The 16,925-nt window shown below is 41.2% G+C and carries 18 protein-coding genes; 10 read left to right on the forward strand and 8 right to left on the reverse strand.

Annotated features, from left to right (window positions below):
- The 3 genes from ACYVNW_RS02720 to ACYVNW_RS02730 all read left to right on the forward strand — a co-directional run bounded on the left by ACYVNW_RS02720 (position 1) and on the right by ACYVNW_RS02730 (position 4,624).
- A complete protein-coding gene (locus ACYVNW_RS02720) occupies positions 1 to 2,172 on the forward strand; it encodes a GH92 family glycosyl hydrolase (protein WP_460678307.1) in 2,172 nt (723 codons plus the stop codon).
- 100 nt (positions 2,173 to 2,272) lie between these two features.
- The gene (gene fucP / locus ACYVNW_RS02725) at positions 2,273 to 3,508 is read left to right on the forward strand and encodes an L-fucose:H+ symporter permease (RefSeq protein ID WP_460678308.1); all 1,236 of its coding nucleotides are present in this window, start codon (positions 2,273 to 2,275) and stop codon (positions 3,506 to 3,508) included.
- Positions 3,509 to 3,574: 66 nt separating this feature from the next.
- Entirely contained in the window at positions 3,575 to 4,624 is a 1,050-nt protein-coding gene (locus ACYVNW_RS02730) for a LacI family DNA-binding transcriptional regulator (RefSeq protein WP_460678309.1), read from the forward strand.
- Positions 4,625 to 4,784: 160 nt separating this feature from the next.
- On the opposite strand, the gene ACYVNW_RS02735 is transcribed toward ACYVNW_RS02730, so the two are convergent.
- The 4 genes from ACYVNW_RS02735 to ACYVNW_RS02750 form a co-directional block, all read right to left on the reverse strand.
- Entirely contained in the window at positions 4,785 to 5,306 is a 522-nt protein-coding gene (locus ACYVNW_RS02735) for an alpha/beta fold hydrolase (protein ID WP_460678310.1), read from the reverse strand.
- 2 nt (positions 5,307 to 5,308) lie between these two features.
- Positions 5,309 to 5,710, reverse strand: a complete 402-nt coding sequence (locus tag ACYVNW_RS02740) for an alpha/beta fold hydrolase (RefSeq protein ID WP_460678311.1) — start codon at positions 5,708 to 5,710, stop codon at positions 5,309 to 5,311.
- Between the two features lie 299 nt (positions 5,711 to 6,009).
- A complete protein-coding gene (locus tag ACYVNW_RS02745) occupies positions 6,010 to 6,486 on the reverse strand; it encodes an NmrA family NAD(P)-binding protein (protein ID WP_460678312.1) in 477 nt (158 codons plus the stop codon).
- 114 nt (positions 6,487 to 6,600) lie between these two features.
- Positions 6,601 to 7,152, reverse strand: a complete 552-nt coding sequence (locus ACYVNW_RS02750; protein ID WP_460680988.1) for a Crp/Fnr family transcriptional regulator — start codon at positions 7,150 to 7,152, stop codon at positions 6,601 to 6,603.
- Positions 7,153 to 7,736: 584 nt separating this feature from the next.
- On the opposite strand from ACYVNW_RS02750, the gene ACYVNW_RS02755 reads away from it, so the two are divergent.
- A complete protein-coding gene (locus tag ACYVNW_RS02755; RefSeq protein ID WP_460678313.1) occupies positions 7,737 to 7,865 on the forward strand; it encodes a hypothetical protein in 129 nt (42 codons plus the stop codon).
- Between the two features lie 38 nt (positions 7,866 to 7,903).
- Here ACYVNW_RS02755 and ACYVNW_RS02760 read toward each other — a convergent pair whose 3' ends face one another.
- The 4 genes from ACYVNW_RS02760 to ACYVNW_RS02775 form a co-directional block, all read right to left on the reverse strand.
- Entirely contained in the window at positions 7,904 to 8,557 is a 654-nt protein-coding gene (locus ACYVNW_RS02760; protein ID WP_460678314.1) for a sensor histidine kinase, read from the reverse strand.
- Complete coding sequence (locus ACYVNW_RS02765; RefSeq protein WP_460678315.1) at positions 8,539 to 9,465, reverse strand: PAS domain-containing protein; 927 nt, start codon at positions 9,463 to 9,465, stop codon at positions 8,539 to 8,541. The genes ACYVNW_RS02760 and ACYVNW_RS02765 overlap by 19 nt, the downstream gene beginning before the upstream one ends.
- A 305-nt stretch (positions 9,466 to 9,770) precedes the next feature.
- Positions 9,771 to 10,013, reverse strand: a complete 243-nt coding sequence (locus tag ACYVNW_RS02770; RefSeq protein ID WP_460678316.1) for a hypothetical protein — start codon at positions 10,011 to 10,013, stop codon at positions 9,771 to 9,773.
- 56 nt (positions 10,014 to 10,069) lie between these two features.
- Positions 10,070 to 10,804: a DUF3667 domain-containing protein gene (locus ACYVNW_RS02775; RefSeq protein WP_460678317.1), complete on the reverse strand. Its 735-nt coding sequence runs from the start codon at positions 10,802 to 10,804 to the stop codon at positions 10,070 to 10,072.
- Between the two features lie 348 nt (positions 10,805 to 11,152).
- Here ACYVNW_RS02775 and ACYVNW_RS02780 point away from each other — a divergent pair, with 348 nt between their 5' ends.
- The 6 genes from ACYVNW_RS02780 (at position 11,153) to ACYVNW_RS02805 (ending at position 16,922) form a co-directional block, all read left to right on the forward strand.
- Positions 11,153 to 11,479: an ArsR/SmtB family transcription factor gene (locus ACYVNW_RS02780; protein ID WP_460678318.1), complete on the forward strand. Its 327-nt coding sequence runs from the start codon at positions 11,153 to 11,155 to the stop codon at positions 11,477 to 11,479.
- Between the two features lie 40 nt (positions 11,480 to 11,519).
- Positions 11,520 to 12,098 (forward strand): DUF6428 family protein, encoded by a 579-nt coding sequence (locus ACYVNW_RS02785; protein WP_460678319.1) that lies wholly within the window; start codon positions 11,520 to 11,522, stop codon positions 12,096 to 12,098.
- A gap of 13 nt (positions 12,099 to 12,111) precedes the next feature.
- On the forward strand, positions 12,112 to 12,531 hold the full coding sequence (locus ACYVNW_RS02790; protein WP_460678320.1) for an arsenate reductase ArsC: 420 nt from the start codon (positions 12,112 to 12,114) through the stop codon (positions 12,529 to 12,531).
- A gap of 4 nt (positions 12,532 to 12,535) precedes the next feature.
- Positions 12,536 to 13,624, forward strand: coding sequence for an ACR3 family arsenite efflux transporter (gene arsB / locus ACYVNW_RS02795; RefSeq protein WP_460678321.1), 1,089 nt, complete (start codon positions 12,536 to 12,538; stop codon positions 13,622 to 13,624).
- A 1,062-nt stretch (positions 13,625 to 14,686) separates the two neighbouring features.
- Positions 14,687 to 15,418 carry an ImuA family protein gene (locus tag ACYVNW_RS02800; RefSeq protein ID WP_460678322.1) on the forward strand — a complete coding sequence of 244 codons (732 nt, stop codon included), beginning with the start codon at positions 14,687 to 14,689 and terminating at the stop codon, positions 15,416 to 15,418.
- 19 nt (positions 15,419 to 15,437) lie between these two features.
- Positions 15,438 to 16,922 carry a Y-family DNA polymerase gene (locus tag ACYVNW_RS02805; protein ID WP_460678323.1) on the forward strand — a complete coding sequence of 495 codons (1,485 nt, stop codon included), beginning with the start codon at positions 15,438 to 15,440 and terminating at the stop codon, positions 16,920 to 16,922.
- Positions 16,923 to 16,925: the final 3 nt, after the last annotated feature.

Genomic DNA, 16,925 nt, shown 5'->3' on the forward strand with positions numbered 1-16,925 from the left:
ATGAAAAAAATTATATTCACAGGATTGATGCTGGCGGCAATGGTTCAGGTTCGCGCTCAGCAAACATCTTACGCAGCAAAAGTAAATACATTAATTGGCACCAAAGGCAAAGGGTTTGGCACTGCAGAGCGGTATCTTGAAGCTGGTTATACTTTTCCGGGGGCTATGGTGCCATTTGGGATGGTACAATTTACTCCCACCTTTTTTAACGAAGACAAAGGATTTGTGGTAAATCAGCTAAGCGGCGCAGGTTGCGATCACATGGGTAACTTCCCAACCTTGCCGCTTACCGGTGCATTGACTAAGTCGCCTGATGACATGTCGGGCTTTAAGCCTGGTTATTATGATAAAACTACCATTGCCGGGTATTACAAAACCCAATTGAATAACAATATTCTGTGCGAATTAACCACCACTAAGCGTACAGGCATGGCGCAGTATACTTATCCCGCTGGTCAAAAGCTGGCTACTATTATTATTGGTTCGGGTGTAAATGCTACGCAGTTAAGCGAGGCAGAAATCAAGTTTACAGGTGCTAACACTCTTGAGGGGTACGCCGATGGCGGCTCGTTTTGCAGTCCGCAAATTAAAACCAATTACAAAGTTTACTTTGTAGCCGCCTTTGATACCCGGCCGGTAAATGCCGGTACATGGAAGGATAAAAAGCTAAGTTCTGACAAAAATAGCAATGGGGCTAACTCTGGCGCATATTTAACTTTTAATGTAGCTGCCAACAAAGTTATCCGTTATAAATTTGCCATTTCATACGTTTCATTAGGTAATGCCCGCCAAAATTTGAAAGCTGAAAATGCAGGCTGGCAGTTTGAGCAGGTGAAGAACAATGCCATAGCTGCATGGAACCATTATTTAGCTAAAATTCAGGTGAGCGGCAGTACTGCAGATCATACCACTCAGTTTTATACCCACCTGTATCATGCCCTGGCTCATCCCAGTTTATTTAGTGATGTAAACGGGCAGTATATAGGCGGCGATCGCAAAATGCATACCGCCAAAGGCTTCAACTATTACACTGCTTTTAGTAATTGGGATACTTACCGTACCCAGGTACAATTGATGAGTTTACTGGCACCGAAGGAAACAGGTGATATGATGAACTCTATCATCACCTTTGCACAGCAATCTGGCGGTGGCTTTCCACGTTGGGTAATGGCCGATGTGGAAACCGGCATTATGCAGGGCGACCCGACCAGTATTTTGGTGGCTAATGCCTATGCCTTTGGCGTACGAAATTTTAATACTAAAGCTGCGCTTGAGGTGATGCGCCGGGGAGCCGATGACCCCAATGCCAAATCTCAAGATATATTGACCCGGCCGCAATTAGCCCAATATTTGCAAAAGGGTTATGCTGATGCTTCTATGAGTTTAGAATACAACTCTGCCGACTTTGCCATCGGCCAGTTTATTCTGCAAACTACTGGTGACAAAACCCTGGCCCTTACTTATCTCAACCGTGCCCAATCCTGGAAAAATTTGTACAATCCTGCCACTGGCTGGCTGCAGTCGCGTCGTGCAGATGGCAGCTGGAAACGACAGGATGAGGACTGGCGCGAAGCCGGTTATAAAAATTATTTCTGGATGGTTCCTTTTGATTTGAAAGGCCTGATTGATACCATAGGAGGGAAGCATGCAGCCGAAGCCCGCCTGGACAGCTTTTTTGTAAAATTAAATGCCAATTATGGCCAAACTTGGTTTGCCGCCGGTAACGAACCCGATTTTGAAGTGCCTTGGGTGTACAACTGGGCTGGTGCACCATACAAAACCCAAGAAGTAGTTCGCCGTATTATAAAAGAACAATATACTAACCGCCCTGGTGGCTTGCCCGGTAATGATGATTTGGGGGCCATGGGTGCCTGGTATGTATTTGCTAATATAGGCTTATATCCCATAGTGCCTGGTTACGGCGGCTTTTCGCTGAACAGCCCGGGTTTTAATGAGATTAGGCTGCAATTGGGCAGCGGCAAATGGTTAACCATTAAAGGTGGATCTGACAAAAAGCCTTACATCGCTCAACTGATGTTAAACGGCAAAAAATGGGAAAATACCTGGCTGCCTTATTCAATCATAAAGAATGGCGGGCAGCTGCAATATCAGCTTTCAAGTGTGCCAAACACCACATGGGCCACTAAAGAGCAACCGCCTTCTTTCCGTTAGCGAAGCACCATATAGCTTTTATATATCGAAGTAATTTTAAGAGATTTATAAATTTTACTACTTTTCGGCACCCAATTTACAAACCCCTTAATTAATTGTAATGGATGCAAAGCCCCAATTTATAGACAAGCGCTATACGGTGGTATTTATTTTCGTGGTTTCACTGTTCATGCTGTGGGGCCTGGCCCATACCATGGGCGATGGTTTGAACCGGCATTTTCAGAACGTATTGCATATTTCTAAAGCATCTTCGGGCTTGGTACAGCTTTCCATGTTTGGGGCTTATGCTGTTATGGGTATACCGGCTGGTTTGTTCATGAAACGCTATGGGTATAAAAGCGGTGTACTTTTGGGTTTAGGCTTATATGCCATTGGCGCTTTTCTGTTTATTCCGGCTTCTAATCAAGCTTCATTTGGCTTTTTTAGGGTTGCGTTGTTTGTATTGGCGTGTGGATTAGCCACCCTCGAAGCCGTTGCTCACCCATTTATTGCTATGCTGGGCGACGAGCGCACCAGCGACCAGCGTATGAATCTGGCTCAGGCATTTAACAGCCTGGGAGGCATCATTGGCCCAATTGTTATCAGTCATTTCGTGTTGCGGAGCGATCAGGAACATGCGCTTGATTTAATACCGGTAAAAAACCTGTACTTTATCATCGGTATTGTTATTATGCTCATTGCCGCAGGCTTTTCGTTTCTCAAGGTAAACATCCACTCTCAAACTCGAATAGTAGCCTTAGATACATATGAGGTGGCTTCTGAAGGTTATTCGGCAGATAATAGCCTGTTTAAACGCAGGCATTTTGTGTTTGCTGTAGTGGCACAATTATTCAATGTGGCTGCACAAGGCGGCACTTGGGCCTATTTTATTAACTATGGTCACGAAGTAATGCACTTATCTGATGAAAAATCGGGTTACTTTTTCGCATTAAGTATTTTTATGATGATGGTAGGCCGCTTTGCAGGTACTTTACTTATGCGTTATATTCAGCCGCAAACCTTGTTGTGCGTTTTCGCTATAGCCAATATTGTGATGTGTGTATTGGTGGCCCAATCTTATGGCTGGCTGTCATTTGCGGCACTCATCATGATTAACTTCTTTTTCAGTATCATGTTTCCTACCATATTTAGTTTAGGTTTAAAAGATTTAGGAAAAAAAACGCAACAGGCTTCATCGTATATTGTGATGGGTGTAGTAGGAGGGGCAATATTTCCACCTTTGATGGGACTTGTTGCCAATGAAAGTGTTGCCCGTGCCTACTATTTGCCTATTGTTTGTTACTTGGTTATTGCTGCTTTTGCATTAAGTTACCGCTATTTAAATCCGCAGAAATAATTTAGCTAAATCGAATTTGGCGAAATTAATTGTACCTTACTTTCCCGAACATCTTAAATAATACCTGTGAACAAAAAGTTATCTATCGTTGATATTGCAAATCAGCTCAATATTTCTAAAACTACTGTCTCCTTTATTTTAAATGGCCGCGCGCAGGAAAAGCGTATCAGCAACGAAGTAGTAGAGAAGGTACTTAAATTTGTTAAAGAGGTAGGGTATAAGCCAAACTCGCTGGCTAAAAGCTTACGCACAGGCAAGTCAAACACAATTGGGCTGATGGTAGAAGATATTTCGAACCCGTTTTTTGCCAATATTGCCCGCCTTATTGAAGATAAAGCTTACGAAAACGGTTTTAAGCTGACTTATTGCAGCACTGATAATAAAACAGATAAAACCCGCGAAATGATCCAGATGTTTAGGGACAGGCATGTGGACGGCTACATTATTGCACCCCCTGAAGGCATTGAAGAGGATATTGCTGAACTGATTGCTGAAGGTTTCCCAGTGGTGCTGTTCGACCGTTATCTGGCTAATATTGCTACGGATTATGTGGTAGTTGATAACTTTTTCAGCACTTATAATGCAACCAAGCATTTAATTAGCCAGGGGCAGTTCAAAAATATTGGTTTTGTTAGCTTCACCTCAGCCCAAACCCAGTTGCAGCAGCGCATGCAGGGCTATAAAATGGCCATGAATGAGCATAATCTTAAATGTTTTATTAAGGAGATCGTTTATCAACCGGATAATTCTTTGATAATTAAACCTATACTTTCTTTCATGAAAAAGCACCCTTTTTTAGATGCGGTGCTTTTTGGAACGAATCATTTGGGGGCATGCGGCTTACGGGTGATACGGGATTTAGGTTTGTCTATACCGAATGATATAGCTGTAATATCGTTTGATGACTACGAGGTATTTCAATTACATCACCCTCCCGTTACAGCTATTGCGCAACCCATTGATAAAATTGCCAACGAAATCATTTCTATAATGGTACAAAGGCTGATGCACCCGGCTACTGAGCATAAAATACATAGTGTAATTTTACCAACCGAATTGAACATACGCAATTCTTCTATTGATAAAAGTTATGTTAAAGTGTCAAATAATGGATAAAACATGTAATGATATTAATAAGCATATCGATTTATGGCAGCAATTCGATTTTAAAAAATTTATAAATCTTTAATTAAAACTGAAGATAAATAAGCCCTTAATTTCAAACTTTAAGGGCTTATTTATTGGTAAGTGTATTCGATGGCTTCCCATCTTGAAGTTAAATTTCGCTGTTTTCCAAAATATGTTCAATAATAGCTTCAATTACAGCTTCCGGATTTTCTTCAAACATATAATGGCCGGTCTTTTCCAGGTGCAGCAATTTATAGCAATCTGCAACAGCGGGCAAGGCGTATTGATAGTAACCGAAAGATACATTGCTGGCAATACCTAAAACAGGCATCTTTAATTTTGAATATGTTTTAGCGTCTTCAATATCTTGGTTAAATGCCTGGTACCATGCGTTGGATGCGCGTATTCTTTCTGGCTGATTATAAACAGCTGCATAACAACTTTTATCAAAATCAGGCATTTTGCTGTCATCTACCATCACATAATTAAAAAGCCAGTCCAGCAGGGCACGATAACGTCCTTGAAGTAAAATTTCCGGTAGACCTTTTACTTGGTTAAATCCCATCCACCAAGTGTACGGTTGTTGATTATCTATCTTTTCGCGAAAAGTACCGGGCGGCATTAACTTCACTTGCATCATCCCCTCATTCGGATGTAGCCCATCTGCCAAAATCAGGCTTTAACCACTTCTGGAAAATTATACGCCATACTCGCCGCCACCATACCGCCTATGTCATGCCCCAAAAGGTGAGTTGTTGCAATTCCTAATTTTGACATTAGTTCATATACATCAGTAGCCATTGTTTTTTTGTCATATCCTAATGTCGGCGTTGCCGAACTGCCCATACCGCGTATATCAACCACTATCACCCGATATTGCTCTGCTAATTTGGGCGCAATAGTGTGATAAGAGTACCAAGTTTGTGGCCAGCCAGGCAGGCACACTATTACAGGGCCTGTCCCGCCGTCTACATAATGCAATTGTGTTCCGTTTACCTCAATGTGGTGACTGGCGAAGCCCGGCCAACTCTTTATAAGTTGTTCGTCTTGGTATTTAGTCTCTATGTTATGCATTCGATTGATTTAGATTTGTTCGAGTGTTTGTTCTGCCGTTTGCCATGTCAGGCCTGTATAGCGATCATTGTCAAGCGTATGATGGTGTGCTGCAAACATGCTGTACAGGTATTGCATTTGCTGCCATTGAGGGTAGAGTTGATTTGTTCTAAAGATCCCTGTTCTTTTAATTCAAATTGCTCATTAAAAATGCGTTTGGTCAATTCAGCTAATTCATTCGGACTTACCCTAAAGCTGGCAATGCGCAGAAAGCGTGGCGCATCGTCGTCTATGGTGGTAAAGTCTATCTGCCAGTCGCGCTAGCCTAGATAGTAATTAATATTCTTATCCTTGGTGTCTAACAGTGGGATGTTATATTGTAACACATGAGCGAAAGCTCCATTGAAAACAGATGTGGCCTTGATGTTGCTGGTTTCCATGATGGATTGAAACTCCTTTCGCAGGTCGAAATGCCTGTTATCACCTGCTTTTAGTTGGGTAAAGTCAGTACAAAAATCCGACGGAATAAATCGTGATACGCCTGCCTGGATAGCGGCATGCAACAGTTGGCTTTGTGCGGTCACAATAACTTTGTGTAGGCCCGCCAGTACCGATACCACACAGGAACTCCCCTCACAAGCAGCAATTAACGAGTGCTCATCTGCAAAATCTGCGGTTACAACTTCTACTCCAATCTTGCGCAGCTCCTTTACCTTTGCTTCGTCACTTTCTTTCCTAACCAGGACTCTTACATTAACCTCTTTTTTTAGTAAGTGTTTACATATTTTACCACCCAAATCACCGGTAGCACCTGCAACTAAAATGATTTTTTTTCATAGTCTTTAGTATTTATGATACAAAGCTATTATCCAATCAAAAGCCTGAAACTACCATTTGGTAGTTAATGAAATTTAACGCAGGTTTTTACGTATGCGACTTAAGGCATTGGGTGTTATGCCGAGGTATGAGGCTATTTGTTTTACAGACACAAGTTGCATAAAGCCTGGCTTTTTTAAAAATTCCAAGTACCGCTCCTCAACTGTCATCGTCTGGAAACGGATAATTTCATTAATCATGCGAATGGCCATATTTTCCCAGGTTTTGCGGCCGAATTCTTGCCAAGCGGGTATTTGCCTGTAAAGCATTTCCATTTCTTTTTTGCTGATGCAATAGAATTCGGCAGGCTCAACTGCCTCGATGTTGAACCGGGTTGGAACCTCTGGGTTTAAGCTCGAAATTTCAGTAAAAAACTCACCGGGCTGAACAATCCAGGCAGTAAGTTCTCGATCTTGGTCATAATAGAAACGCAATCCACCACTTTTCAGAAAATAATAATGCGTAACTATCTGACCGCATTTCAATAAGAGTTGCCCTTTGCATAATGACTTTGGTTTAAAGTAACTGAGGATAGTTGTCAGGTCATCTCCAGTAATTATTACAGTTAGGTTAGAAATAATTTTAATTCTTGCATGGAGGGTTTATGCCTGCAAGATAGCAATAACAAGTATTGCGTAAAGAAACCCGTAAGTTGGAAAAGTATAAGCAGTAATTAAAATTCCTCTTAAGGAAAGTTTTAAATTCTTTGAACGTTTGGCAACATTTTACGCCTTACATGCTTACCATCATTATTTATAGTTACTACTAATCGCCAGTTGGTGTGGGAGATAGTTATTGAAAAATTACGGTTTATTTTTGTGAACTGTTAAGATCAGCTGTGAAAGACTTATCGCAATTGCCTGGATTAAATTGAATGATAAAGGAAGGAATGATAATAACATATTCGGTGTGCGATGTCTGGAAATTTCGAGACGGTAAAATGGCAGAACTGAAAGCCTTTGTGAATCAGGACTAAATCCGAGCAGTGTATACAGTTGGGGAATGGTCAGTGAAAATGGTAATTAGGTATATTTCTGCCAAAACTAAATGCGCATGGCCAAGATTAAAGAAACTTCCATAAACTTCGTCAACAAAAAGGCGTGAGGTTTAGCGACTTATAAAGCTTACTGCCAAATGTTACAGATCAAATGCTTGCTTTAGCCTGCGAAAGTTGGAAGAATTCAACGTGATTAAACGACCGGTATATGTAGAGGTACCGGTAAGAGTTGAATATGAGTTTACTTGGCTACCAGTTGAAGCCGGTGATTCGGTAGTTGGAAATATGGGCTGCCAAACATAAGGTGCTAAGCAAGTGACTTAAGGATTTTAACCGGCGACTTATAAATTCAAAGGTAATGTAATAACGAAATTTGATCCTTCACCAGGCGTGCTAACCACATCAATCCGGCCATTGTGTAAGTTAATAATCTCATGGCACAAATAAAGGCCGATTCCAAATCCGGCAATATGCTTATCTTTCGCTTCCTGAGATCTGTAAAAGCGCTCAAAAATTTTGTCTATTTCATTCTCCTTTATGCCTATACCTTGATCTTTAACGTAAATGGTAACGATATTTGAATCTGATTGATAGCCTACGAATATGGCCGAATCTTTTTTTGAATACTTTACAGCATTGCTAAAGAGGTTGATCAGAACATGCTCAATTTTTTCTTTATCTAAATTTAACACAACAGTTTCACCCGGCTCAAAAGATATGTTTACACCAGGTTGCAGTAAACGAAATTCCTCAATGGTGGTTGTAATGGTTTCTAACAAATTTATTGACTGTAAATTCAATTGAAGTTTACCGCTTTCTAATCGTGACATGTTTAAAAAGCCGTTGATAATATTTTGCATTTTAAAAACCTGCCGCTCAGAGCTCTTAAGAATGTTACGGCAAAAGTCATCATTCTCTATACTTTTTCTTTTTCCTAAAACCTGTAAAAAGCCTTTTAATGAGGTAAGCGGCGTTTTCAGTTCATGGCTGGCCATACTGATAAACCCATTTCTAAGCTCTTCTTCGTTTTTTTATCGGTTATATCCAATACTGAGCCGATGAAACGCTGAGGTTCGTTTCTTTCATCAAAGTAAACTTTCCCTTTTGCTCTGATCCACCTGACCCTGCCATCTGCAACGCCTATGGTTCGGTATTCCACGTCATAATCTCCATTGCTCAGCATAGGGTCAAAAAGATTACTAATCAGCTTTTCCACTCGTTCTTTATCACCAGGATAGAGGCCGGTTAAAAAATCGTGTTCGTAGGTAACTTCTGCATTGTGGCTTATTCCAAATAGTTCGCGGCAACGGCTGTCCCATTCCATCGTTCCCTTTTTCAGGTCCATATCAAATGTGCCAAGTTGGGCGGCATGCTTTGAAAGACTCACCTGCTCATAGGCAGCCTGTAACTCTTTGGTTCTGCTGCTCACCTGTTCCTCAAGCGAAATGTTTATTTGCGTCAATGTATTTTTGGTCGCCTCATTACTACGTTCTCTGAAAATCTGTTCTGTGATATCATTGGTTGTAGTAAGCAAAAAAGCGGGAGCAATCAAGTCACCGCCAATAGGCATAATCTCTAATTGCCACCACTTTTCAACCATACCATCGCCCGCTGGCGCTCCCATATCGTACCTGAAAGGGGGCATCAATACAGTGCTATTTGTTTGTTGAGCTGTAGATAAAGCATCAAGAAGCAGTATTCCGCCGTCACCACCCGCTTCTGCAGGGTCAAATGTCTCCCAAACTGACTTACCCGATATATCTTTTCCAATCAGGTTTGTAGCTGCTTTATGAGCATCGTTACTTACCACTATTGTGAAAACAGGCGCATCCGCACGCACAATAATTCTTGGTACAGGAGAATTGAATAAGGCTTGAAATATAGGATCCTTGAGAGTTTTCATGGATGCTTCCTTAAATAAGGTTTGCGTAACATAATGCACGGCGCTTAGGCGGATATAGTATAATAAAATTACCTCTTCAATATTTAGTATTATGATGGGTCTGCAAAAACAAGAGGAGTGTTTATAAATTCCTTAATCAAACCGCAAAGCTAACAGAATGTTTGACAGTTGTTTTGTTGTTCAAAAAACGTTGCCTCGGATATATATATTATAAAGTATAAATTCAGTTATATCCGTCGGTTTCAAACCAGTGCAGGCTGCCCATCCGGATGACGAACCTTCTATTGAGAGAAATTTTCCCATCGTCAGACGGTAATGCATTTTAACGTTAGCCTACTTCTTCGACTATCCTCAGGCATAATCAGTTCAATAAGTTTGCCATAGCTTAAAGCTTCAGATAAGTCAGCTGCGCCAACATTGATTTTGCATTGCGGCGTACAGTCCATCGTAAGCATGGTAATATCCAGTTTCCAAAAACTTACTTCTAGCTGGTTTAAAGCGATATCTAAATGTGTCTCGGTGATGTTAAGGGTGTTATTTGCTGGCATTGATGGCTAAACGCATTAATTGGAAATTTCAGGTCGGTTATGCTGGCACTAGCCGATCAATGTTTAAAAATCAAATCTGTAGAAGCGCCAACAATTGCTGTGACAGCTATAAAAGAGATCATCCCCAGTATATAGGCAAAAAACGCTTTTAAATAATTAGCGGCCTTCTTTTCGAAAAATTGACCAATTGCCCATGAACAGTAAGCAATTCCTATAACTCCGGCTATGGGCATAAGTTCTACATGTGTTACGCCCTGAAACAAAGCAACTAATGCAAAGATCAACATACCAATACCCATCACAAAACAAAGGAGAATAAGTATTTCGTAAAAGTTGTAACCATATTTCCGGAAAAATAATTTTGTCCACATAGCGATCATCATGCCCATCATGATATTGGCATAGCCGTAATGTGTCTGAAACCAATTGATCATTGCACTGGTAGCAGGCATTTGACTGCCCTCAAATTGAATGTATTCCTCCTCTATATGAAAAAAGTGATTGATAACTGTATATATTAGTGAAGTTACAATGATGAATATGATCGGTTTGACAAGCCTGCTGCGGTTTTCTTCTATAAAGTGCCGCACACTTTGGCCTGGTCTTAACAACAACTCCTTAACCGTATACAAGATTCCTTTTTCAAAGTGCAGCAGATGTTCTATCTCGTGAATGATGTAGTGGCTATTGATTCGCTTTATCACTGCTGGCTGCCCACATTCGGGGCAAAATTTACTTACGATTGGTGCATTACAGTTCCTGCAATCCATAATTATCTGATCATTGATCATAGAATTCACTTTAATTAATACGAGATGCAACCATTGAAAAACTGGTGGCGCCAGTAAGAAATCACATTTCGGGACGCCTTAAAGCTTAGGCATTAAATACCCCTAAGGTACAAAACTTTACTACATATAAATTTAATTTGCAGAGGAATAAGTTCCACATGTTGTTTTACCATTGACCCCGACCTGGTTTTACGACGGACCTTGAATATGAAAGTTCAGCCTATAAAAAAAGTTAATCCAAAAATGATTACTTGCTTATTAATTATATCAATAGGTTTTTGAATGCCTCAACCATCGAAAATTTAATTATTAATGGAGTGAAATTAATTGTAATATTGCAATATAATTATGGGCTTAACCAAAACAGAAATATTTACCGAAGAGCAGAATAGGCTGGCTACCATGCTGAAGGCCATGGCACATCCCGCCCGTATTGCCATCCTTCAACATATTGTAAAAGCGAATGCCTGCATCTGCGGTGATCTTGTTGAAGAATTAGGATTGGCTCAAGCAACTATCTCACAGCACCTGAAAGAGTTAAAAAATGCAGGACTGATACAAGGTACTATAGAGGGGGTTAGTGTTTGCTATTGCATAGAACCAAAGGCTTGGGCAAAACTGCAAAAAGAATTAGGATATTTTTTCGCTACTTACAAAGAACCTAATTGCTGCTAAAAAAATTTGAATGTATTAATCGCAATATTGCAATAATGTAATGAAAACTAACGTGAATACTGCAAACACCATGAACTGGCAATGCTTTAAGGAAATACTTTGGCAATATCCTGATCTTAACCTGCAATTCCGATATGCCGATGGCAAATTAGTGGATGCAGCTTACCATATCACAGAGATTAGACAGGCCCCAATCACATCAGTGGATTGTGGAGGTGTAATGAACGCTTGGACAGAGATCGTTGTACAACTTTGGGTGCCGGAGAACCAACATCAGGAACATTGTATGAAAGTGAGTAAGGCGCTTTCCATTATCGCTATCGTGGAACAGAGGCTGCCATTGAATCCGAACGGCATTGTTAAAATAGAGTTTGGCAATTCCGAATTTGATACCCGCCAGATGTTCCCGAATGAGCTTGCCGTAAACGGTGAAAGCTTATTAGTTGATCTCCGTCCTGACGCGGTGCAGTGCAAAGCCATTACCAGGGGTGGAAGCTGCGGCACTAACAACAAGGGGGAGGAATGCTGTACCCCTGCAAGCACTGAAAAACTGAAAATGCAATTGATTAATCTCGCTGCAAAAGAAAATACCTGCACTCCCGGAAGCGGTTGCTGCTAACAAATATATAAAGATGAAAAAAAACATTTTAGTTTTATGCACCGGCAATAGCTGCCGTAGTCAAATTGCAGAAGGATATTTACGGTTTTATGCAGCCGATAAGGCGAATATCTATAGCGCAGGGATTGAAACGCATGGCGTTAATCCGAAAGCTATTCAGGTGATGGCCGAAGATCATATTGATATATCACGCCATACTTCCAACCATGTTGATGAATACAGCAATATCTCTTTTGATATGGTAATCACGGTTTGTGATAATGCAAATGAAGCTTGTCCATTTTTTCCTGGCAGAGTTGAGCGCTTCCATCAAAATTTTCCTGATCCTGCCAAAGCGACGGGAAGTGAAGCAGGCATCATGGATGAATTCAAACGTGTGCGCGACTTGATTAAAAATTATTCGGCGACGTTTATCAATCAACATTTAAGCTAAACCTATGTCAGTAAATCATTGTGCTCCCGCGTCCGAACGAAAAAGATTAGGGTTCGTTGACCGGTATCTTACACTATGGATTTTCTTGGCCATGGGTATCGGTATAGCACTCGGTTACTTTGTGCCATCAACCGCCGGTTTTATTAATTCCTATTCAAGCGGTACTACCAACATTCCGCTTGCCGTTGGTTTGATCCTGATGATGTACCCACCGCTTGCCAAAGTGAAATACGAGAATATGGGTGAGGTATTTAAAAACACCAGGGTATTAACGGCCTCACTGGTTTTAAACTGGATCATCGGCCCGATACTAATGTTTGTCCTTGCTATCACATTATTGCGCGACCATCCTGATTATATGGTGGGCTTGATTCTGATCGGCCTTGCCCGTTGTATCGCAATGGTGGTTGTTTGGAATGAACTGGCCGAGGGCAACCGTGAATACGCCGCAGGACTTATCGCTATGAACAGCATTTTTCAAGTGTTGTTGTATAGTGTTTACGCCTATGTTTTTATCACTTTTCTGCCACCACTATTTGGTATGGAAGGATTAGCAGTAAACATTACCATTGGCGAAATAGCCAAATCTGTAGGCATTTATTTGGGTATCCCTTTTGCTGCTGGTGTAATTTCCCAATATGCGCTTATCCAATTGAAAGGCGAGGAATGGTTTCAAACCCAGTATGTACCGTTTATTTCGCCTGTTACGCTGATTGCTTTGCTTTTTACCATTGTGGTCATGTTCAGCCTGAAGGGCAATCTGATTGTACAGATACCATTTGATGTGGTGCGTATTGCAATACCTTTGGTAATTTATTTCGCCATCATGTTTGTTATCAGCTTTTTTATCGGCAAATCATTTGGTGCCGATTACAGCCGCAGCACCTCAATTGCCTTTACCGCTACTGGTAACAACTTCGAGTTGGCAATAGCCGTTGCCATCGGTGTATTTGGCATCAATTCAGGCGAGGCTTTTGCAGGTGTGATAGGTCCATTGGTAGAAGTGCCTGCGCTGATCGCCCTTGTTAATCTCGCTTTTTGGTTCCGCAAAAGATATTTTTCAAGCAACCTTGAGAAAAGTATATTACATTAACCCGTTGGCGGTATTAATTCTATTTAATAGAATTGATCTTAAAGTTATTTTTGAGCATTCTTTCATCAAAATGTCTAACAAAAGCTTCTGCTACATTGTCTCATAAATTGGCACCAATTTCGAGTTAGTAAGTTGTTGCAATATTGCATTCGTTGGTGCAGAAGAAAAGTTGGTTATTCGTAGATCACTGTGTTTATCTGTGATTATATAAAAATCTTCAATGTTAGAGATACTCTTCTGTGCTAATGGCGTTTCATGGTATACAGTGAGGAATCCCAACCCAGGCTTGCCACTAAAAATAGTTTTAATAGCGAAAAAATTTTCCACCTAAATATCGAAAGAACATCCTTTCATCTACTAATTTCACATTTGATATTTTTTCCGTGTTGTATTGGAGCTATATCAACAAAAATGTCATCCAATATTTCATTAATCATCCGTAGATTTATTTTTGTTGTAAATTCAGAATCTTCAATCGTAAAAGTATGGAGTGATGTTATTATTTGACCTCCTATATTAAATGTTAGCTTTTTCATAGTGAATAATGTAGTACACCATAACTCTAATGTAAATGCTAATCATCAGCGCATACATCACTTCACTCACATATTTCCCTTTAATGCAATTGTTCCTATATTGTAACACCGTCATACCAGCAACTTTTTGCTATCTTTTTCATAAATATCTGTAAGCTACCATAGATGGCGCATGTGGTCACATAATCTAAATCGGTAATCGAAATTTCAATTGTTTTTAAGTTAGCTGTCAATCCCGCCCAAAGTCATATAAAGCTGTTTGAATTAAATTTTATGACTTATTTCAAAAGTTGGTAACTGGTAACCTTAACCATTCTACCTCATTTAATTGGTATATTTTTGAATTCAACAATAAATGTGAAGTTAAATAGCGCCTCATTAAGGGTTGCTATTTATAGATTAATACCGAATTTCTTTCAAAAGCAGCATTAATCCTTGCGTTTGCTAAATTTTTTAGCATAAATTTGTAGTGTATCAATCACCGCAAACATGAAATCATCTCTATCACAGTTAACGCACTATGCTTATGCTTGAAGCCAAACAAAGCATCATACAACAACTACAAGCCGATATCCTTGAGTGGCAGGGTATATATATACCAAAAATAAACCATAGTCATTTAACCGGATTAGAGGTTATAGAAAAGGCTTTCCCAAATGCCTTGTTTCCTATAGGTGCCTTGCATGAATTCGTTTGTGCCGAGCAGGAACACCGTGCGGCTTGCGGTGGCTTTATTGCAGGTTTGCTGGCTTCATTAATTAAAGATAACGGCCTATGTCTCTGGATTAGCACCTCCAGGCAGCTGTTTCCACCTGCATTAGCCATGTTTGGCATTCAACCTGATCATGTCCTGTTTGTAGATGCGGCAACCGAACGGGATGTATTATGGGCTACCGAAGAAGGATTGAAGTGCCGTGGAATTACTGCAGTAATTACCGAAATAGCAACATTTACAGTTGCACAGACCCGCAGGCTGCAATTGGCCGCAGAGCAGCACCATTCTACCTGTTTCCTGTTGCGCAACTGTGTGCAGGGTAACCGCGCATCTTTATGTGCCGCCAGGTGGCAAATTACCCCCATGCCCAGCAAGCCATTGCAAGGAATGCCAGGTGTGGGGTTACCACGATGGGAAGTGGAGTTGCTAAAGGTTCGTAATGGCACGCCAGGTAAGTGGATGGTCGAATGGTCATCCGGTATATTTACCGTAATTGCGGAACAACAAAATACAGTAAAACACATGAACAGAAAGGTAGGATGAGCAGATGGAGCAGCGCTTTATGTCTTTATGTTTTCCCTACCTGATTACCGACTGGCTCACGCTTCGTAAGCCGGAACTGGCGGGTTCTCCTATTGTATTTGCATTGCCGGAACGGGGAAAAATGATTATTTCCGCTGTTAATTTAGTTGCAGCAAAGCAAGGTATTAAGGCAGGTACACTTCTGGCCGATGCAAAAGCAATAGTTACCGGTTTACAGGTTTTTAATGATAAACAGGAAAGAGAAACTAAGCTATTAACCGCCCTTGGTGAGTGGTCTATCATCTATACGCCCATAATCGCCATTGATCCACCTAACGGATTAACTTTCAACATCAGCGGCTGTACCCATTTATGGGGTGGTGAGCACAATTATATAACAGAAGTTACCAGCAGGCTCAAAAGTAAAGGGTATGTAGTTAAGGCAGCTATTGCCAGTACCATTGGGGCAGCATGGGCTAATGCACGTTTCGGCCAGCAGAACAAAATCATTGCACCACGGCAGGAAAGAGCTGCCATATTACATTTGCCGCCTGCGGCTTTGCGATTGGACGGCATTGTGCTGGATCGCCTACATAAGCTGGGGCTTACTGCTGTCCATACCTTTATAGATATTCCTCGTTCCAATCTTAGGAGACGTTTCGGTGAGGGCTTACAGCTTCGGTTAGACCAGGCGTTGGGCATCAGAACTGAGCGCCTGCAACCTTTGCAACCTCAGCAACCTTATCAAGAACGTCTGCCTTGTCTGGAGCCCATTTATACGGTTATTGGAATTGAGATTGCTATTGAGCAGTTATTAGCTATGCTTTGCCAAAGGCTGGAACAGGAAGGTAAAGGGGTACGTGCTGCTACATTAAAATGCTACCGTGTAGATGGCAAGATAGAACAAGTAAATATTGGAACCCGTAAAGCTTCTCATCAGGCAGCGCATTTGATGACATTATTTGAACTGCAAATTCCTTCCATCGAACCGGCATTTGGCATTGAGCTGTTTGTGATGGATGTTACCGAGGCAGAGAAGGTAGAAGTGCAACAGGAACACTTATGGATAGAGAGATCGGGTTTAAATGACAATGGCGTAGCTGAACTTTTAGACCGTATCTCGGGCAAATTGGGTGCTAAACGAGTACACCGTTATCTTCCCCAGCAGCACCACTGGCCCGAATGGTCGGTGAAAAGCACTGTGTCATTGTTAGAAGTGCCGGTAAACAATTGGCCAACTGATAAGCCACGTCCCACACAGCTTTTGTTGCGTCCGCAGCCCATAGAGGTCAGCGCCCCTATACCGGATGATCCGCCAATGCTGTTTCGTTATCAAAATATAGTGCATTATATAAAGAAAGCGGATGGTCCCGAACGCATTGAGCGGGAATGGTGGCTCAATCAGGGAGAGCATCGCGATTATTATGTAGTAGAAGATGATGCCGGCAGGCGTTACTGGCTATTCCGCTCAGGTCATTATGCAGCAGCTCCACATCAATGGTTTTTACATGGCTTCTTTGCTTAATTC

This window comes from Mucilaginibacter koreensis, from assembly GCF_054783355.1.